This window comes from Paenibacillus albidus (assembly GCF_014644435.1).
GTDB lineage: Bacteria > Bacillota > Bacilli > Paenibacillales > Paenibacillaceae > Paenibacillus_AQ > Paenibacillus_AQ albidus.
On record NZ_BMKR01000026.1, the window covers coordinates 1 to 18,957 of the forward strand.

Here is an 18,957-nt window from a genome sequence, read left to right on the forward strand (position 1 = left end):
GTGTATCTGAAGTGGGTTAAAGTGTCCAAGTGGATAAGGGGGCTAAATAGTTTTTGCCTTTCATTCAGCCCGATCTGCACCCGCGGGCGAATCCTAAGGCATTTTTGCCTTTCATTCAGCCCGATCCGCACCCGCGGGCGAATCCTAAGGCATTTTTGCCTTTCATTCAGCCCGATCCGCACCCGCGGGCGAATCCTAAGGCATTTTTGCCTTTCATTCGGCCCGATCCGTACCCACGGGCCAATCCTAAGGCATTTTTGCCTTTCATTCAGCACGATCCGCACCCGCGGGCGAATCAATAGGTATTGTGTTGCCCTTTTACCAAATGTGGCTATCTGCAATCGAGTGGATATATTCATATCGGTTGACCCGGCTGCTGCCGTTCACCATAATCGGCTGGAATTTGCCCTTGTCGCATAAAGAACGCAGCCTCTTTACGGCCGTACGCGGATGGATTTGCAGCTCTTGCACCAAATCAGCGGGACGGATGCCTCCACCGGTACGAAGAGCAATCTGCAGGATCTCACGCTCCAGCCGGGAATAATGCGCCTTCTCCTCCTCACTCACGGTGAGATACGGCATGAACAAGGACCTCAACAACGAGATCGTAAGGCCGGGCGTCGTCTCCAGATCATCATAGGGAACCGCAACCACCCGATATCCGCCAATCTGAAGACAAATTTCCCGGTTTAATTCCTGGCGGTATTTGGTCCTGTCCGAATTCTGTACATGCGGCCCATACCCTTTTACCTCAATAGCAAACTTGACCCTTCCCGGATTCCAAACAAAATCAACAAAGTAAGGACGCCCACGCCAATCCGAAACTTCGTACTCCGGGTGCAGATGATCGAAGTGACCAAAGATTGGCCACCACACCCGCTCGGCAAACATCTGTTCACCATGGCCATGACCACGCTTCAAGCGGTCCAGACGTTCGCCCTTTCTTTGTTTCAAATGATAATCCAGCCATCTGCGGTGTTCTTCTGCAAACCCCATCTCCTACACTCCCCCTGCACAAAAAAATCCCGCACCCCAATAACAGCTTGGAGTACGGGACGTTCTTCGTCCGATTTATCAAAAGTATAGGTCTCTATTTCTTCAGCTGTCAATGACTTTAGGGTTGGTTCCAAGGATAAGATTCCTGCTTAAACCCTTCACGTACACCCGCTATTCCCCAGCCACCAGCGCATTTAACTCCCGCAGATCCCGGGCCAGATCCGCTTCGGTGTATTTGCCTCCGCCAAAGCCGATCAGCGCCCGCAGCGGCATATATTTCATCATGGCCAGGTACATCTCCGGATTATCATCCATGGCGCCTTCCAGTCCGAAAATACTGCCATAACCTTTGGCTTTCTCAGCGGTGAATGGATTGTCCAGCAGGTCGCCGACGGTAGTGTTGCGGTTGAAGGTAACCGTGAGTGGAGTGGTCGATTCCACTTCAAGCTGGGCACTCAGGCGAATATCCCTGGAAGAAGCGCCGATGCTGATCCGGAACAGGCCACTTTCCACATGCCAATCGCCAATCGACGTATTGTAGTAAGCAAAGGAGCGTTTATCCAGCTCAAAAGCAATCTCCTGCGCTTCGCCGGGCTGCAGCTCCACTTTGCCGAAGCCCTTCAGCTCCTGCAGCGGACGGATCACACTGCTGTCCACATCGCTTACATACAGCTGAACGATCTCCTTCCCGGCACGCGTCCCCGTATTTTTCACCGTCACACGGACCTGTACAGATTCCGTATCCAATATGCTGTGCTTCGACAGCTTCAGGCCGCTGTACTCAAACTGTGTATAACTCAGCCCGAAGCCAAACGGGAAAAGCGGCTCGATTTCTTTTTTATCATAATAACGGTAGCCTACGAATACCCCTTCCTTGTACTCCACAAGGTCGCCTTCCCCCGGGAAGTTCAGGAAAGACGGGTTGTCGCTCAGCTTAAGCGGAAAGGTCTCAGCCAGTTTGCCGCTGGGGCTAACCTCACCAAACAGCAGGTCGGCAACCGCGCCGCCAAAAGCCTGGCCGCCGAGATACCCTTCCAGAATCCCCTTGGTTTTGCCGATCCAGGGCATTTCCACCGGTGAACCGTTACTCAAGATTACAACAATATTGCACTGTACTTCGGCTACCGCTGCAATTAACGCTTTGTGGCTCTCGGGAAGAGACAGGTGGCTGCGGTCATAACCTTCCGACTCATAACGGTCAGGAAGTCCGAGGAACAACACGGCTGTATCCACCTTAGCTGCGATATCGCGCGCTTCTTGCAGCAGCGCCTCATTGATCTCATCATGCTCCAGCTCATAACCCTTGGCATACAGCAGCTTGTCCGCACCACAGTAACCTTTAATTTCGGCAAAAGCATCATCCAGCTGCGTCGGGTTCACATGCGAGCTGCCTCCGCCCTGATAACGCGGCTTCCGCGCGAACTCGCCGATAATCGCGAGCCTGCTTTCCCTGGACAACGGCAGAATGCCGTCTTCATTGCGGAGCAGCACCATGCTCTCCCGGGCAACTTCGCGGGCCAGGCGATGGTGCTCTGCTGCGCTGAACGTGGCCTGTTCCTTGCGGTTCTCCGTATATTTGAAAATAAACGAGAGCATCCGCTCCACCGCCAGATCCAGCGTTTCCATCGACAGCTCCCCACTGTTGACCGCTGCGATGATTTTGGCGTCCCCAATGCCTCCGCTGGACGGCATCTCCAGCTCCAGCCCCGCTTGCAGCGCCAGCACACATTCATTGACTGCGCCCCAGTCAGAGACCACAACCCCCTCAAAGCCCCATTCGTCCCGAAGAATACGGGTCAGCAAGGTTTCACTTTCAGACGCATATTCACCGTTCACCCGGTTGTAGGAGCACATGACGCTCCATGGCTGGCTTTTTAAGACAGCGCCTTCAAAACTGGCGAGATATATCTCCCGCAGCGTGCGCTCATCGATTACAGCATTCGTTGACATCCGGCGGTGCTCCTGGTTATTGGCGGCAAAATGCTTGAGTGACGTACCCACCCCCTGGCTCTGCACACCCTGAATATGAAAAGCAGCCATTTCGGAAGACAGATACGGGTCCTCCGAGAAATATTCAAAATTCCGTCCGTTCAGCGGAGAGCGTTTGATGTTGGCCCCGGGGCCGAGCAGCACAGCCACATCCTCCGCCTGGCATTCCTGACCCAGGGCCACACCCACACGCCCGATCAATTCACGGTTCCAGGAAGAAGCCAGACCCGCCGCAGACGGGAAACAAGTCGCCGGTACACTGTTGTGCAGTCCCAGATGGTCGGCGCTGCCTTGTTGCTTACGCAGGCCGTGAGGCCCGTCCGTCATCATCAAGGATGGGATGCCCAGGCGCTCAATTCCTTTGGTATGCCAGAAATCAAGTCCTGAACATAGCCCCGCCTTCTCCTCCAATGTCATTTGTGATATGAGGTGCTCGATAGCAGTTGTCATAAACAGCCTCCTCTGAATATTTAGTAATTCCCATTCTAATATACTTAATGCGGACGTTATGGTATTTTAATTGTATTATTGGCAGTATCCGAAGATTGCGAGGTGAAAAAATGACCGAAGACCTGAAGATACCTCTGGAAATCCCCTATATCTGCACCTTGATCTATGAAGCCTTCCGGATTCCGGTATTTCATCTGGACGCAAGCGGCGGCCTGGAATATGCACTGCCGGCCAACTTCTCCGCCCCTCCTTCAGCCAAAGACACCGGGTCCATGCTGGCGGCGACCCTACGCCATGCCGGGGAAACGAAGGAGACGGTGTACCCGGACGCTGCCTCACTGCCGTTCATATATACCACCCGTTATCTGGAGAACTTCATGATTTGGCGGCTGCCGCCGGGACTACACACAGCCGGAATCCTTATCGCGGGGCCCTCCATGTCCGCTTCCCTTACCCCGGAGAATACGGCCAGTCTGCTGCGGGATCATGACATTCCGGCAACCAGGCACGAGCAGTGGCTGAACTATTACTCCACTCTGCCCGTGCTCAGCCGTATACGGCTGTATCATGCCGCTATTCTGCTCTATACATTGGTTACCGGTCAGGCTCTCTCCATAAATGAGCTGCTCATGGATACCCGCACGATGAACGCCCTGCCGGAGACTGACACAAGCCCGGATTTGGACGTCTCCTACCGGCGGGAGCAGACCTGGCTGCATCACGATCCCATGCTGGAGAAAAGCCTGTTCCTGCATATCCGCAATGGGGATAAGGCGGCGCTGCTGCAGGCGCATATGTCTTTTTCCGAAGAGCAGTTTGGGCTGTTGTCCCGCAAGAGCCAGCTCCGCAGCAAAAAAAACCTCGCAATCTCCTCCATTACCCTGGCCACCAGGGCGGCCATAGACGGAGGACTGTTCTGGGAGATAGCCTATACTCTGAGCGACTGGCATATCCAGCATATTGAGGAACTGCGGGATATTCCGGCGGTAGAGAATGCGCAGATGATGGCCCTCTGCGACTTTGCCGACCATGTCAGGGACAACCGCAGATCGAGGCTGTCCCGTACGGCTGCGTTATGCCAGAACTATATTTTTAATCATCTCTATGAGGAGCTTTCACTGGACAGGCTGGCCGAGGTAGCCGGACTTAACGGGAGTTACCTCTCACAGCTGTTCAAAAAAGAGACCGGATTCACCATCAGCGATTATATCCAGCGCGAACGGATTGAGGAAGCCAAACGTCTGATGGACAGCTCATCCATCACCCTGTCGGACATTGCCTCCCGGCTTCATTTTAATGACCAGAGCTATTTCACCAAAGTATTCAAGAAGTACACCGGTGCCACGCCTAAACAATTCAGAAACAGACAAGGGATGTATAATTGAACCCCAGCTCTTCAATATTATGGTACAATCGAGGCAAGTTCCCTTGTGCAAACCCATATTCTAAGGAGGAATCACCATGGGCATACTCCTGTTTGTAGTATTTATAGTAATTATTGTTATTCAGCTGATTATGCGGGATGACCGCAAAAAACGCACACGCACCAGACGAACCTACTCGGATGACACCTCGGGCGCCAATTATTTCGCAGGCTCCTCCGGCCTCGATTATTCGGATAAACATCATCACAAGAATTACAACGAGGATGGGCATCATCATGGAGGCTCACATCATTCCGGGCATGACGGGGGCCACAACTGGGGCGGTGACAGCGGGTACAGCGGCGGTGACTCCGGTGGTGGAGATTCAGGTGGTGGTGGCGGTGACGGCGGCGGCGGTGGTGGCGGGGATTAAAAGGGCAAAAAAACAACCCGCCAGCCCCTTCCGGGTTAACGGATCGATCAGATCCAGGACGACACCCTTCTAATGAACGTTCAGCATTCTTCTGGTTTCCTGCGGGCCGGCGACCTCCAGGTCCATGGCCTGGATCAGGCCTGCTATTCGCGCGACCAGCTCGGCATTGTTCGCCGCGTTGGTCTGCCCGCTCAGATATCCAGTATCTGATAAGCCGTCTGCCACACGGATGTTTCTACGGTGTCCAGCTTCCAGAACAGCCTGGGATGCTGCACATCCAGCCCCAGCGGGTTCTTCAAATATCCAGTCCTGCAGTCCGTAACCAAAATAGACATCACAAGTCCTCCATCCTTAAGGTTCACGCTGACACTCCGCCTGTAATCCAGCGTGTTGTTGTCCCCTATTCCTGCTCCTCCAGCTAACCCAAACCTCTCATTGTCTGACTGTATTAACTTAACTAAACAAAATTGAATATATATTAGACTAAACCTCTCTTTCGACCTATATCACCACCCTCTTCTAGGGCCGTCAATTGATTCAAAGGACTAAATTTAGTGTTTTCAACTTAATATAATGTAAAATTTAGTTGAAAAGCCTTTATGTCACTTCTTGCACTTCACTTAATTTTAGTAGTAAAATTAATTTGTTTACATGAATTTCGACAAGAATTGGAGAGCCATATATGAAAATGGAAGATATAGCAAAAATGGCCAACGTCTCGAAAGCGGCGGTGTCCCTGGCCTTAAACGGAAAACCGGGCATTGGCCAGGATACACGCGAACGTATTCTGCGCATTGCCAAGGACGCCGGATATGCCGCCAAAGTCAAACCACCCGCTCCGGGCAAGCAGGCCAAAACCCTGCTGTTCCTGGCGTTTACCAACTCGGGCATCGTGCTTGAGGATTATTATCAGCAGCCTTTTTTCCGGGAATTGATCCAGCATACCGAGGAACGCGCCCGCTCCAAAGGGTATTCGATGCTGTTCTCTTCTGTAGATATGGGGTCTTTCGAACAGGAGATCGAACTAATCGCTGAAGAGAATGCCACCAGTGCAGTCATCCTGCTGGGCACTAACCTCAGCCGGGAGCAGATTTCTCTGATTGCCGGGAAGATGCCGAACCTCGTGGTACTGGACACCATGTATGAGACACTGCCCCTGCCGTTTGTGGAGATTAACAACACGATGGGCGCTTATCAGGCTGCCTCCCATCTGCACGGGCTTGGGCACCGGGATATTGGATATGTCGCTTCCTCCGTGCGGATTCATAATTTTGAAGCGCGCAAGCGGGGGTTCAGCCAGGCTTTGCAGGAGCTCGGCACTGACCTGCCGGAACCTTCGCTGTTTACGGTTGCCCCTACCGTCCTGACCGTTCAGGATTCGTTCAAAACACAGCTGTCTGCTTATAAGCAGGCCAAGGGAAGTTACCCTACCGCCTTGTTTTGCGAGAATGACTATATTGCGATCAGCGTCATAAAAACCCTCGCCGAGCTTGGGCTTGGCGTGCCCGAAGATATTTCCGTTATCGGCTTTGACAACATCCGGGAGTCCATCGTCGTCACGCCGGAGCTGACCACCATCCATGTGGAAAAAGAACTGCTCGCCCGCACAGCCGTAGACCTGCTGACCGATTCCGTCCAGGAGAATCAGTTCTCCGGCATCAAGACGCTGGTCGACACTTCTTTTAAGGAGCGGTTGTCCTGTGCGCCGATTGCCGTCCGGGTAGAAGGCGAAGAAACGAGCGAGTCCCGGGTGTGAGTCTTTGGATCCCCCACAAGAAACAGGCGCCCCGGCTTAAAGGAGGTGGCCTTTTTCTTGATTGTTGTTCCTAATTCCCCGACCTTATCAAGCGGCGCAATTGCATTCAACAACAGGGTGCTTACGTGCTACACCACAGGCTGGCCGGTACTCCCCCTATAGGGAGATCCGCCCGTTAAATCCGCAGATTGGCGCCTTTCCATCACTTTAGAGGGAATCGCACCCGTTATTTTCGCCAAAACGCCTGAATCGAGCCTTCCTCTATACATTAGCGGGTGTATTTCCCTATATGAACTATTACACTAACCGCTCTGACAACAACAGGCCCGCCCATGAACTTGAACGATAAACGGGGAACTACCGCGTCCTCCTTGCATTGAGTGAGCACGAACGTAATGTATTTAGTGCAGCAAAATCGCTCTGAATAGGCTCAAAAGTCAATTTTGATGTATTTTGTACACTGAAAATTTAGAAAACAGGCCTGTTTGGGCCAATTCTACTTTTCCCAATGCAGCAAATGCAGTCAAATCGAAAATTAGCCGAAATGACCCGCAGCCTGATGTACAAAGTGCAGTCACCAGGCTCCAGCCCTTCTCCGGCTGCAACAGAGTCTAAACCGACTTGTTAAAAAACAGGCTATCGTGCTGCAAAAATAACCCGTACTTCCTGACCTGCAGAAAGTACGGGTTATAATAAGGGTTACCCCCTTTGGATCATTGGTGCTATTTCGTGAAATGGAACCGGCTGAGCAATACCTCGCCGTTAAAGACCAAATATAACCTGGCCGTTCCGGCAGGGACAGCCACCTCGGCAGCAACACTTGTCCACGCTTGAAGTTCTCCGCCCGAAGGTACGGTGATGGTACCGGCCAATTCTCCGTCAGGACTGCCTGTTCTGACCTCGATGCTGCCGCCTTTTGCCGAGGAGACCAGCGCCTCAATGCCTGCTGCTCCGTCCTCAAACCGGACATCGTTGAACGTTATCCAGGCTCCTGCTTTTACCGGATGAACTGACGCGCCACCCGCCTTGCATTCGTCCAGATAGACAGCTTCGTAATCATCATAATTCTCCGCCTTGGTCGAGAGGTACAGATTCCGGGCCGGAACCGTATCGCCCTTGACCGTTATTTGCTCCGAGACCAGGATATCCGCAGAGGACCGGCCGATCATAATGGAGTATTCCCCGCTCTCTACACAATACTGTTCACGGGTAACGTCCCAGAAAGCCAACTCGGCCACCGGCAGCGTAAATTCGACCGTCTGTGTGTGTCCGGCAGCGATGCGGACTTTCTCAAAGCCCTTCAGCTGCTTGAGCGGACGTTTCACCCGTGAACTGAGCGCCTGTACATACAATTGAACTACTTCGTCGCCATCCACGGTACCGGTATTATCCACTTGAACAGAAACCTGGATCAACCCTTCCTGCTCCAGCTCTTTGGAAACCAGTCTCAGGCTGCTGTAAGTCATATCCGCATAACTGAGTCCGTGCCCGAACGGATAGAGCGGCTCGCCGTCAAAATACATATACGTCCGTTTGCCTTTGATAATGTCATAGTCCAGCAGATCGGGTAGCTGTTCCACCGACCGGTACCAGGTCATGTTCAGCTTGCCGGACGGGCTGTACCCGCCGAACAGCACCTCCGCCACCGCATTGCCCAGCTCTTGTCCGCTGTGGGAAGTGTACAGCACCGCCGGAATATGCTCGTCGATCCATGAAGAAGAGATCGGATAACTTCCGACAATCACAACCACCGTATTGGGGTTCGCTTCATATACGGCTTTGACCAGCGCCTCCTGCTCCTCGGCCAGCACAATATCCGGTCTGTCGATTTCTTCCTTGCCGTTCAGCAGCGGATGATTGCCCACGAAGACAACTGCGACTTCGGCAGCCTTGGCCGCTTCCACTGCAGCCTCCAGACCGTTTACGATCACCTGTCTGTTGAACATAGCTACCGGTGCAGCGTCCTCCTCTACTGCTGCGTGCAGCGTGCCGTCCTCGACTTTCACTGAGATCGGTTTGTCATTCCAGGTCCGCAGAGACACCGCACCCTCAGCCTCCGGTTTGAATCTCAAGTGTTCCTTCACATACCAGCCGTAGATTTCAGCGGAGGAAGCGGTCAGCGTCTCTTCTTCCGTCAGCGTCACATATTGATTCCGGCTTGTGGATTTGAGGGTGTTGCTGTTCCAGCCCCATGCGGTATGGGTGAATAATTCCCCGCGTTCTGCCTGGTCGTGCATAACAGCCAGTCTGCCGTCTTCGCCGGTTAGTCCCAGGGCTTTGCCGTTTGCAGCCGAAGTAAGGATGATCTGGTCGGCCCCGCTTTCAAAAGTTACCTGCTTGCCGGCCAGCTTCTTTCTTACACCCTGCAGGGGTGTCACGCCATATGGCAGCGTTCCCGAGTACCAGTCTCTGAAGGCTTCGTCGCCAAGCGGGCCGATGACGGCTGCTTTGGAGAGCTTTTTCGGATTCAAGGGCAGGGTATGGTTCTCATTCTTCAAAAGTACAATGGACTGCTTGGCCGCTTCCAGCGAAATCTCACCATGTTTGTGGCTGAGAATGGCGGAATCGTCGATAGACGTGTATGGATTAAGTTCCTCCGGATCAAATTCCCCCAGACGGAAACGGACGCTGAACGTGTTCAGCAGCGCACGGTCCAGGTCTTCCTCGGTAAGCAGCCCTTGCTCCAGCGCCTCGTGAATCACTTTAATCGTCTCATCTGTTTCCTCGGTCACACTGTCAATCCCGTTTTTGATGGATTCCGCCATCGACTCTGCGAACGACTCGTAATACTTATGGTCTTTGACAATCCCGAACAAATCGCCGGCATCGCTGACAATAAAGCCATCCATATTCCATTCGCCTTTGACCACCTCCATAACGGACGGATGCAGAATAACCGGCACGCCGTTCACGGAGTTATATGCGGTCATCATCGACTGCGCTCCGCCTTCAAGGAAGGCAGGTTTGAATGCCTCCAAATAATACTCGCGCATATTGCGCGGATCAATGCTGGCCGAACAGCTTCCGCGGTCAATCTCATTGTTGTTGCCCAGGAAATGCTTCAGTGTAGCAACCGCTTGCAAATATACCGGATGATCACCTTGAATACCCTTCACCAGGGAAGTGCTGAGCCGCCCGGTCAGCTCCGGGTCTTCGCCGTAGGCTTCTTCGGTTCTGCCCCAGCGCGGGTCACGTTCCATATCTACGGTAGGCGCCCACAGCGTCAGACCGTTGACAGCCGGATTCTTTTTGTAAAAAGCCCGTGCTTCTTCCCCAATCGCTGCTCCTACTTCCTTCATCAGCTCCGGGTTCCAGGTGCAGGCCAGCCCGCTGGGCTGTGGAAATGACGTTGCTTTGCCCAGCCAGGAAATGCCGTGCGCACCTTCCGTGCCATGTTTGTACGCCCCAACGCCGAGACGCTCTATCGCAGCTTGATACTGCGGCATCAGGGTGACTTTTTCCTCCAGGGTGAGTCTGGTAAGCAAATCCTGAACCCGTTCCTTTACAGGCAAATCAATCTGCTGAAATGGATATGTAGCTGTTCCCATAATTATCGCTCCTTCATTCTCCGTGATAGCGGTTTCATCTTGCATCAAGGATCCGTACTTAAATAATGTAAACGCATCCCATTTACATCATTGTAGAAGATTCCTGAGCATGGCAACACCACTCAAATTGAAAGAAAAATCAGGTCACAATTAGAGATTCTATAGATTGCACTTAGAGCTCACCTTGTAAAAAACCAATGATCTCCCGGTTCATCCGCTCCGCCTGCTCATGGTTAAGCCCATGCCCGGCACCCGGAATAATCACATAAGGAACCTGATGGTGGTCCAGAGTCCGAATCGCAGCAGGGTAATAGGACAACCGGTCATGTTCTCCGATATAAAATATCCCTTTTTCCCGCAGCAAGGCAATTTCCGGATCCAGAAATTTCTTGTAGGTATGAACCATCATCGAACGGTTATTAAAATACCGCAGCAGATACGTCCAATGGCGCATGATCTCCGGATGGCTCTCGAATACAGTGGATCCGGGCGCAGTCAGCTTGCGCAGCAGCTTCCGGGTCGTTGTCCCGGAGGCAGGAAGCAAGGCTTCCGGCAGAAACAGCCTAGCCATACGCAGCATACTTGGTTTAATACCGCCCGCCATGCCGATCATCTTCTCAACGTACTCAGGATAAGCGATGGTGTAACAGCTCGCCAGATAAGCCCCATTGGAAACACCCGCAACATAAAGGCGTTTGAAGCCGAACCAGTTTACCAGCTCATGGATCCAGGGCGCTTGTTCAAAACCTTTGGCATAACCGGCGTTTGGCTCGCTTTTTCCCGGTCCGCCCAGCGTATCTACCGCAATCACAAAAAAATGCCGGGACAGCTCGGCCGCATTAAATATCCACATTAATGCCGAATTGTCCGCCACACCATGGAACAACATTAATGGCGGCCGGTGGCGGCTGCCCGCTGTAATCACATGGGTTTCCCCCCAAGTGGTCGGAATATCCGCTTCTTCCACCGCCACATCCCATCCGGCCAGCAGCTTTTGATAGGAATCGTATAGGACATGTTTTCCTTCTTGTGACTTGAATCGGTACAAGCCCACCTTCATCCTCCTTACTTTAAGGTAATATTTTGTATTTTTCTTTTTCATACTATAACACATCAAATCCGGGTCATCGTGTAATTTCACGGAAACCGCTTTATAAAGCATACATTTGTGCTTCAAGAAATTTTTTTTAATAAAAGTTTCAGCTGCATTTTTGGGCTTGTTGGAAAATCCATGGGACACGCCCTTCCCCTGCGTAAACTTAACAGCTGCAATCCCACGAGGCTCAAGGGATTGTTGCTGTTTTCGTTCATGCCAATATCAGGGGCGCGGAGTCCAGAAAGACACGCTATACGCAGCGTACAAAACTTCCTTTTGTAAGCGGGTTCTAAACATAGTAGATAAGCTTCCATGCTTGACGCCAAACTTGATGTTTGTTACGGTTTTTATAGACAAATGCGAGTTGAAAACAGCAATTCGTAGAATATTCATCCTTTTCATGTGAGATATTCTAACCGATCACTGTCTAAAACGGAACTAAGAAGGGGTATGGTTGATTTGATCAAAGGAATCATTTTTGATTTTGACGGAACAATTATCGACACAGAGACTGCTTGGTACACCGCATTTAACGAGGCCTACGAGCAGCATGGGGTAGAACTGACCCTGGAACAGTATTCCACCTGTATCGGAACGAGCCTGAACGGTTTTAACCCGTATGAATATCTAATGACTGACCTCAAGCTCCCCATTAACAAGCAGGAATTCCGCACGGCTGTTCAAGAACGTCACAGCAAGCTCATGGAGCTGGAGGCCATCCGGCCGGGTATTCAGCACTATCTGGATTCGGCCAAAAAAGCCGGCCTGCGTATGGGGCTGGCCTCAAGCTCTTCCCTCGAATGGGTGGAGAAGTATCTGGATCAGCTAGATATCCGCGATTATTTCGATTGTATACGCACCTCGGATCATGTAGAGAAAGTCAAACCGGACCCGGAGTTATACCGTCAAGCCCTTTCCTGTCTTGGTCTGCAGCCTGAAGAAGCGGTGGCCATTGAAGACTCTCCGAACGGGTCCAAAGCAGCCGCAGCCGCAGGCATACACTGTGTTGTTATTCCCAATGATATTACGAGTTTTCTTGAATTTGACACTCCGCATCACCGGACCGACAGCTTAAACAACCTCGATTTCAACCATGTTCTTACCCGCCGCTGCTTTCATAGTACACAGTTGCCCGTTTATTCCGACAGAGTCGTACAGACTGATTAAACCGAACTTATCAGTTGAGGAGCAGGCAGGGATAGCCTCTTAGATTAAAGCTCCAATGTCCTGTTCCTCCAAGCCTTAAACAAGAACACGAATTAAAGGGGGACGCTATATTGAGAGCCGTTCATTTCGGAGCCGGGAACATTGGAAGAGGGTTTATCGGTCCAATGCTGTCCGGTTCAGGTTATGAAGTTTGTTTCGTCGGCAGAAATAAGAGAAAGATTCAGGAACTGCAGACAAGAAGGCAGTATCCCGTTACCCTCGCCAACGAGGACCGGGACAGCTTCATGGTAGACAATGTGACTGCGATTAACCTGAAGGATACGCAAGAAGTGGCGGAAGCCATCGCAGGGGCCGAGATTGTAACTACGGCTGTCGGGATTTCCGCATTGAAGGATATTGCCTCCAGTATTGCCCGGGGCATAGAACTACGGTTAAGCAGCAAAGAACCCTCGCACCCGCTTCATATCCTCGCCTGTGAGAACGGAATCGGCAGCAGCCAGCAATTAAAGAGGTCCGTCTACCGCCAACTGGAGCCTGCTTTTCAGGAACGGGCAGACCGCAGCATTGCTTTCCCCAACGTCATGGTCGACCGGATTGTCCCTGTCCAGAAACATACCGATCCGCTCGCTATTCTGGTCGAGCCGTTCAGTGAATGGGTGATTCCTAGGAGTGGAATGATCGGGAATTATACAGACATCAAAGGGGTTCGCTACGTAGACTCGCTGGACCCTTATCTGGAACGGAAACTGTTCACGGTCAATACGGGCCATTGCAGTGCTGCCTACTTCGGCTATCTGGAGGGATACTCCACGATTCAAGAGGCCATGTCCGATCCTCTACTCAAAGCCCGGGTGCACGGTGTACTACAGGAGACGGGGAAACTGCTGATTGAACGGCATGGATTCGAGCCTGCCGTGCACGAACAGTACATTCAGAAGATGCTGAACCGTTTCAGCAACCCTAATTTTAAAGATCAAATATCCAGAGTGGGCCGTTCCCCGCTCCGCAAGCTAGCACCGGGTGACCGCCTTGTCCTGCCTGCCATGCAAGCCTATGCTCTGGGTCTGCCCACCCGCCACCTGGTGGCGGCGATTACTTCCGCGCTTTTCTTCGACCACAGAAATGATCCGGAAGCGCAACGTCTGCAAGACGCCATCCGTTGTACCGGACTCGGGAACGTAGTGGCCGGGGAGCTCGGCATTCCGGTTCAGCATCCGCTGCACAGCCGCATTATCGCGGAATACAACACTATCTGTATGCAATATCCGCATATGGCCTGCAACGGGTTTGGGTCAGTAGTTCAATCCCTGAGCTGAAGCTTGGCGGATAGCTTAAGAAAAGACGGCACAGAGGACTCATCCCTGCGCCGTCTTTTCTTGTTTTTATGGATTGACTTTTTGGTAAATTATAGATTTATTGATTCCTTATTCATTCATCCGGTTATTAAATTGAATATTTACTTTACTAGGCAGTGTATTCAAACCCGGGAAATGGGGAGGAATGAGAGGTGCAAACGCAGGGAGAATAGGCAGGCTCGGCGTCTCTCTCCCTTTCTGCCCTCTGTTCTCCTTCGGTTGGGGTTTGAATACACGCCCTAAAAGGGGTGAGGAACGATGGACAGTAAAAGATCAAGACGGATGCAGCAGTTCATTTTTGTTGGACCTACTTCCCTGTTTTTCTTTGTGATAGTGCTCATTCCATTTTTCCTGGGGCTTTATTATTCATTCACCAGCTGGAACGGGATTTCGCGGCATATCGAATGGACCGGACTGCGCAACTATCTACATATTTTCACCAAAGACCCTTCCTTCCTGAATTCGTTCTGGTTCACCGCGAAGTTCACCTTGTTTGGACTGGTGCTGACGAATCTGCTGGGCTTTACCTTGGCTTATGTGCTCACACGCAAGCTGTTCACGCGCAATTTGCTAAGAACGGTATTTTTTGTGCCTCATGTCATTGGCGGTCTGCTGCTTGGGTTCATTTGGCAATTTATTTTTGTCAGAGGGTTCTCCTCCATAGGGCAGGCCACCGGCTGGTCTTTCTTCAATCTTCCCTGGCTCGGCACCGAGGCTACCGCTTTCTGGTCTATTGTCATCGTATTTGTCTGGCAAAATGCCGGGTACCTGATGGTTATCTACATCTCGGCGATCAATAATGTGCCGCAAAGCCTGCTCGAAGCTTCCAAAGTCGATGGGGCCAGCCGCCTTCAGGCCTTGCGCCATGTCACGATTCCGCTGGTTATGCCGGCTGTGACCGTATGCCTGTTCCTGTCCATCTCCTGGTCCTTCAAGCTGTTCGATCTGAACCTGTCTTTGACCAAAGGAGGGCCTTTTAAGGCCACGGAATCCGTCGCTCTTAATATCTATAATGAAGCGTATGCGATCAGCCGGTTCGGGATGGGCTCCGCGAAAGCCATGGTATTTTTTGTGGTCGTGGCCAACATTTCGCTGCTGCAGGTTAGAGCAACCAAGAAAAGAGAGGTGGAGTTGTAGATGGAGACTAAAGCCAAAAAGTTTAGCGTATCCATGCTGCTCACCGAACTGATCGTGATTCTGCTGGGCCTGTTGTTTCTGGTGCCGTTTTATTTTTTACTGGCGAACTCGGTAAAAAGCTACAGTGAGATTCTCTCGGATTCCGCAGCCCTGCCAACGGTCTTCCAGTGGAGCAATTACGCCGAGGCCTGGAAAGCCACCGATTTCCCGCGGGCTTTTCTGAATTCCTTTGTTGTGACGGTACTCAGCAATATCCTGCTGGCTTTGCTCTGCTCCATGTGTGCTTACAAAATGGTCCGCAACAGCAGCCGGTACAACCGTCTGCTCTACATTGCTCTGGTAGCGGCTATGGTTATTCCCTTCCAGGCCATAATGATTCCGCTGGTCCAGGTGGTCAGCGGCCTGGGCATCATGGATTCCACCGCAGGTCTGATTCTCGCCTACCTCGGATTCGGTGCGCCGATGACCATATTTCTTTTTCACGGATTTGTCAAATCCGTGCCGATTGATATTGAAGAGGCCTCCCGGGTGGATGGGAGCAGTGCGTATGGAACCTTTTTCCGCATCGTGCTCCCGCTCATGCAGCCGATTATCGTCACCGTCATCATCCTGAACACGCTGTGGATCTGGAACGATTACCTGATGCCTTCACTTATTCTGCAGGACCCTTTACTGCGCACTATTCCAATTGCCACCTATGCCTTCTTCGGACAATATACCAAGCAGTGGGATCTGGCGCTTCCCGGGCTGGTTCTCGGGATCACCCCTGTCGTCATTTTTTTCCTGATGATGCAGAAGTACATTATTGAAGGCATTGCCCAGGGCTCCGTCAAAGGCTGAGCGTCACAGGTGTAACTCTATCAGGCAGAGAGGATGAATCAAGATGAGAAAAGCGCGAGGAATTCTGCTCCCGTTATGCCTGCTGTTGGCCGTGCTGACGGCCGGATGCGGGCGCAGCAGCGGCAATGCGGATGGAATCAAAACCGTGCATATCTACCAGTTCAAAGTGGAAATATCCGAAGCCCTGCAATCCCTGAAGACCAAGTTTGAACAAGAACACCCGCAGATCCGGCTGGAGATTCAAAGCGTTGGCGGCGGCAGTGATTACGGCGCCTCCCTGCGCGCAAAGTTCTCGTCAGGGGATGAGCCGGATATTTTTACAATCGGCGGCAATAATGAACGCGACATGTGGCTGGAGTATCTGGAGGATTTGTCCGGCGAAACCTGGGCCAAAGATGTGAAGCCGCTGGCCGCCGAACAGATGACTGTAGACGGCAAGCTCTACGGCATGCCGATGAATCTGGAAGGCTACGGCTTTATCTATAACAAGGACCTGTTTGCACAAGCCGGAATCACCGAGAAGCCGCTCACGCTGACCGCTCTGCGGGAAGCAGCAGAGAAGCTGAAGGCTGCGGGCATAACTCCTTTTGCCAACGGATATCAGGAATGGTTCGTACTCGGCAACCACAATGTGAACGTGCCTTTCGCCCAGCAGCCTGACCCGGTAGCCTTCATTGCCGGTCTGACGGACGGCTCCAGAACTTTTGCGGGGGACCCGATTTTCTCGAAGTGGATCGACCTGCTTGACCTGACGGTAGAATACGGCAACAGCAACCCGCTCTCCACCGACTATAATACCCAGGTCACCATGCTGGCGAGCGGAGAAGCGGCGATGATCCAGCAAGGGAACTGGACCCAAGGCCAGATCGACGGGATTGATCCCGACCTGAACCTGGGCATTCTCCCCATGCCCATCGATGATACTGCGGAAGACAATGATAAGCTCTACGTCGGAGTCCCCAGCAACTGGGTCGTCAACAAATTCTCGCCCGTCAAGGAAGAAGCCAAAATCTTTCTGGATTGGCTCGTCACCTCCGAGGCCGGCAAAAACTATATCACCAAAGAGTTCCAGTTCATCCCCGCCCTCGACAGCATCAAGGGAACCGAAAAAGACCTGGGATCACTCGGCGCCGAAGTATTGGCTTATACCGATAAGGATCAGGCCCTGACCTGGAATTGGTCACGGCTCCCGAACGGTATGCCGCAGGAGTTGTCCAGCAGCATCCAGGGCTACCTGGGGGGCAAGCTGTCCAAAGAAAGTATGTTGGAGGAGTTCCAGATCAACTGGGATAACCTGAGTGTGCAGTAATAATAGAAGGGTTTCATTCTACTTCAAACCTAAAGAGGCTATTCCAGAAGCCACGATGTGGCGGCTTGGGATAGCCCTTTTTTTGGAGTCTGGCGTCAAGGCAGCCGCTTATCCTATGTCATTTTTGCCTTACATCCGGGTTTTTCCGCCTCAACTGCTCATCCTAGGGCATTTTGTCCGAGCTTTTTCCGCCTCAGCCCCTCATCCTATGGCATTTTTGCCTTTCATCCGAGCCTTTTCCGCCTCAGCCGCTCATCCTAAGGCATTTTTGCCTTTCATCCGGGCTTTTTCAGCCTCAACTGCTCATCCTAAGGCATTTTTGCCTTTCATCCGGGCCTTTTCCGCCTCATCCGCTCATCCTAAGGCATTTTTGCCTTTCATCCGGGCTTTTTCAGCCTCAACTGCTCATCCTAAGGCATTTTTGCCTTTCATCCGGGCTTTTTCAGCCTCAACTGCTCATCCTAAGGCATTTTTGCCTTTCATCCGAGCCTTTTCCGCCTCAGTCGCTCATCCTAAGGCATTTTTTGTGTTTTTATAGTATTTCATGGCGCCACCATGGCATGATCGGGTAAGTCTCTCCCTTAATCCTAACGGTCTCGCCAATTTTTGGAGTGGAGATCGTGATGTGTTGCTCACTCCCCGCTCTCACAACGCGTTCAATCGGATCTGTCCAATCATGCAAGGCCAAAGTGAAGGCGCCCCAATGAATGGGAATCATTACTTTGCCCCGTACATCCAGGTGAGCCTGGACGGTCTGCTCAGGGAACATGTGGATAGCTGCCCAGCGTTCATCGTATTGGCCACATTCCATTAAGGTTAGATCAAAGGGGCCATACTTCGCACCGATTTCCTGAAAATGAGGACCATAACCGCTGTCTCCGCTAAAAAACAAGTTGGCCGAATGTCCCTTTACGACCCATGAGCACCATAATGTCGCATCTCTGTCCGTCAGACTTCTTCCGGAGAAATGCCGCGCCGGCGTACAGGCCAGCCGGAGTCCTTCGCAGTCGAACTCATCCCACCAATCATGCTCTTCAATGTTAGCAGGGTCTACTCCCCACCTGATCAGATGCCGGGACACGCCCAGCGGGACAATAAATCGTTTCACTTTGTCCTTCAGCCTCACAATGGAGCCGTAATCCAGATGATCATAGTGGTCATGGGAGAGCAGCACCACATCGACAGGCGGCAGCTGCCCGATATCAAAGGGCAGCTTGCCGCTGTATCGCTTGCGGCTGAAGACCGGAAAAGGAGAGGGCGCTCTGCCAAACATCGGGTCAAGCAGCAGCGTTGTTCCGTCAAGCTGCAGCACTACAGCGGAATGACCGAGCCAGGCAAGCTTCGGCTGGGAATCTTGGTCCCAGGAATCTACGCGCAGCGGCTCCATCACAACCGGTTGGCTGGGCCGCGCGTGCGGATTTTTTCTCATGAAATCGACGAGCATTCCAACCTTCTCCCCCGTAGTCGTATCCATCGCTGTAGGGATCAGGTTGATAAATTTATTTTTGACAAAGTTC

The 18,957-nt window shown here is 52.1% G+C and carries 16 protein-coding genes; 9 read left to right on the top strand and 7 right to left on the bottom strand.

Going from position 1 to position 18,957, the window contains the following annotated elements; genetic code table 11:
- Positions 1 to 318: 318 nt before the first annotated feature.
- Positions 319 to 996: a hypothetical protein gene (locus tag IEY53_RS23690; RefSeq protein WP_189029441.1), complete on the bottom strand. Its 678-nt coding sequence runs from the start codon at positions 994 to 996 to the stop codon at positions 319 to 321.
- Positions 997 to 1,167: 171 nt separating this feature from the next.
- The gene (locus tag IEY53_RS23695) at positions 1,168 to 3,435 is read right to left on the bottom strand and encodes a glycoside hydrolase family 3 C-terminal domain-containing protein (RefSeq protein WP_189029443.1); all 2,268 of its coding nucleotides are present in this window, start codon (positions 3,433 to 3,435) and stop codon (positions 1,168 to 1,170) included.
- A gap of 110 nt (positions 3,436 to 3,545) precedes the next feature.
- Here IEY53_RS23695 and IEY53_RS23700 point away from each other — a divergent pair, with 110 nt between their 5' ends.
- On the top strand, positions 3,546 to 4,820 hold the full coding sequence (locus IEY53_RS23700) for an AraC family transcriptional regulator (protein WP_189029445.1): 1,275 nt from the start codon (positions 3,546 to 3,548) through the stop codon (positions 4,818 to 4,820).
- Between the two features lie 76 nt (positions 4,821 to 4,896).
- The gene (locus tag IEY53_RS23705) at positions 4,897 to 5,232 is read left to right on the top strand and encodes a hypothetical protein (RefSeq protein WP_189029447.1); all 336 of its coding nucleotides are present in this window, start codon (positions 4,897 to 4,899) and stop codon (positions 5,230 to 5,232) included.
- Positions 5,233 to 5,301: 69 nt separating this feature from the next.
- On the opposite strand, the gene IEY53_RS36135 is transcribed toward IEY53_RS23705, so the two are convergent.
- Both IEY53_RS36135 and IEY53_RS23715 read right to left on the bottom strand, forming a co-directional pair.
- Positions 5,302 to 5,457 (bottom strand): 3-keto-5-aminohexanoate cleavage protein, encoded by a 156-nt coding sequence (locus IEY53_RS36135; RefSeq protein WP_189029449.1) that lies wholly within the window; start codon positions 5,455 to 5,457, stop codon positions 5,302 to 5,304.
- Complete coding sequence (locus tag IEY53_RS23715) at positions 5,424 to 5,567, bottom strand: glycoside hydrolase family 78 protein (protein ID WP_189029451.1); 144 nt, start codon at positions 5,565 to 5,567, stop codon at positions 5,424 to 5,426. Before IEY53_RS23715 ends, IEY53_RS36135 begins: the two co-directional genes overlap by 34 nt.
- A gap of 347 nt (positions 5,568 to 5,914) precedes the next feature.
- Here IEY53_RS23715 and IEY53_RS23720 point away from each other — a divergent pair, with 347 nt between their 5' ends.
- Positions 5,915 to 6,988 carry a LacI family DNA-binding transcriptional regulator gene (locus IEY53_RS23720; RefSeq protein ID WP_189029453.1) on the top strand — a complete coding sequence of 358 codons (1,074 nt, stop codon included), beginning with the start codon at positions 5,915 to 5,917 and terminating at the stop codon, positions 6,986 to 6,988.
- Between the two features lie 722 nt (positions 6,989 to 7,710).
- On the opposite strand, the gene IEY53_RS23725 is transcribed toward IEY53_RS23720, so the two are convergent.
- Together IEY53_RS23725 and IEY53_RS23730 are read right to left on the bottom strand one after the other, a co-directional pair.
- Positions 7,711 to 10,536: a glycoside hydrolase family 3 protein gene (locus IEY53_RS23725; RefSeq protein WP_189029456.1), complete on the bottom strand. Its 2,826-nt coding sequence runs from the start codon at positions 10,534 to 10,536 to the stop codon at positions 7,711 to 7,713.
- Between the two features lie 172 nt (positions 10,537 to 10,708).
- Positions 10,709 to 11,590 carry an alpha/beta fold hydrolase gene (locus IEY53_RS23730; protein ID WP_229696309.1) on the bottom strand — a complete coding sequence of 294 codons (882 nt, stop codon included), beginning with the start codon at positions 11,588 to 11,590 and terminating at the stop codon, positions 10,709 to 10,711.
- Between the two features lie 501 nt (positions 11,591 to 12,091).
- Between IEY53_RS23730 and IEY53_RS23735 the strand changes: the two genes are divergently transcribed.
- The 6 genes from IEY53_RS23735 to IEY53_RS23760 all read left to right on the top strand — a co-directional run bounded on the left by IEY53_RS23735 (position 12,092) and on the right by IEY53_RS23760 (position 17,978).
- Positions 12,092 to 12,799 carry an HAD family hydrolase gene (locus IEY53_RS23735; RefSeq protein ID WP_189029458.1) on the top strand — a complete coding sequence of 236 codons (708 nt, stop codon included), beginning with the start codon at positions 12,092 to 12,094 and terminating at the stop codon, positions 12,797 to 12,799.
- A gap of 110 nt (positions 12,800 to 12,909) precedes the next feature.
- A complete protein-coding gene (locus tag IEY53_RS23740) occupies positions 12,910 to 14,115 on the top strand; it encodes a mannitol-1-phosphate 5-dehydrogenase (protein ID WP_189029460.1) in 1,206 nt (401 codons plus the stop codon).
- 297 nt (positions 14,116 to 14,412) lie between these two features.
- Positions 14,413 to 15,291 carry a carbohydrate ABC transporter permease gene (locus IEY53_RS23745; protein ID WP_189029462.1) on the top strand — a complete coding sequence of 293 codons (879 nt, stop codon included), beginning with the start codon at positions 14,413 to 14,415 and terminating at the stop codon, positions 15,289 to 15,291.
- A complete protein-coding gene (locus IEY53_RS23750; protein WP_189029464.1) occupies positions 15,292 to 16,131 on the top strand; it encodes a carbohydrate ABC transporter permease in 840 nt (279 codons plus the stop codon).
- 43 nt (positions 16,132 to 16,174) lie between these two features.
- On the top strand, positions 16,175 to 17,440 hold the full coding sequence (locus IEY53_RS23755; protein WP_189029466.1) for an ABC transporter substrate-binding protein: 1,266 nt from the start codon (positions 16,175 to 16,177) through the stop codon (positions 17,438 to 17,440).
- Positions 17,430 to 17,978, top strand: coding sequence for a hypothetical protein (locus IEY53_RS23760; protein WP_189029468.1), 549 nt, complete (start codon positions 17,430 to 17,432; stop codon positions 17,976 to 17,978). The genes IEY53_RS23755 and IEY53_RS23760 overlap by 11 nt, the downstream gene beginning before the upstream one ends.
- Here IEY53_RS23760 and IEY53_RS23765 read toward each other — a convergent pair.
- Positions 17,973 to 18,914, bottom strand: coding sequence for an MBL fold metallo-hydrolase (locus IEY53_RS23765; protein ID WP_373293915.1), 942 nt, complete (start codon positions 18,912 to 18,914; stop codon positions 17,973 to 17,975). The genes IEY53_RS23760 and IEY53_RS23765 overlap by 6 nt on opposite strands.
- Between the last annotated feature and the right edge of the window lie 43 nt (positions 18,915 to 18,957).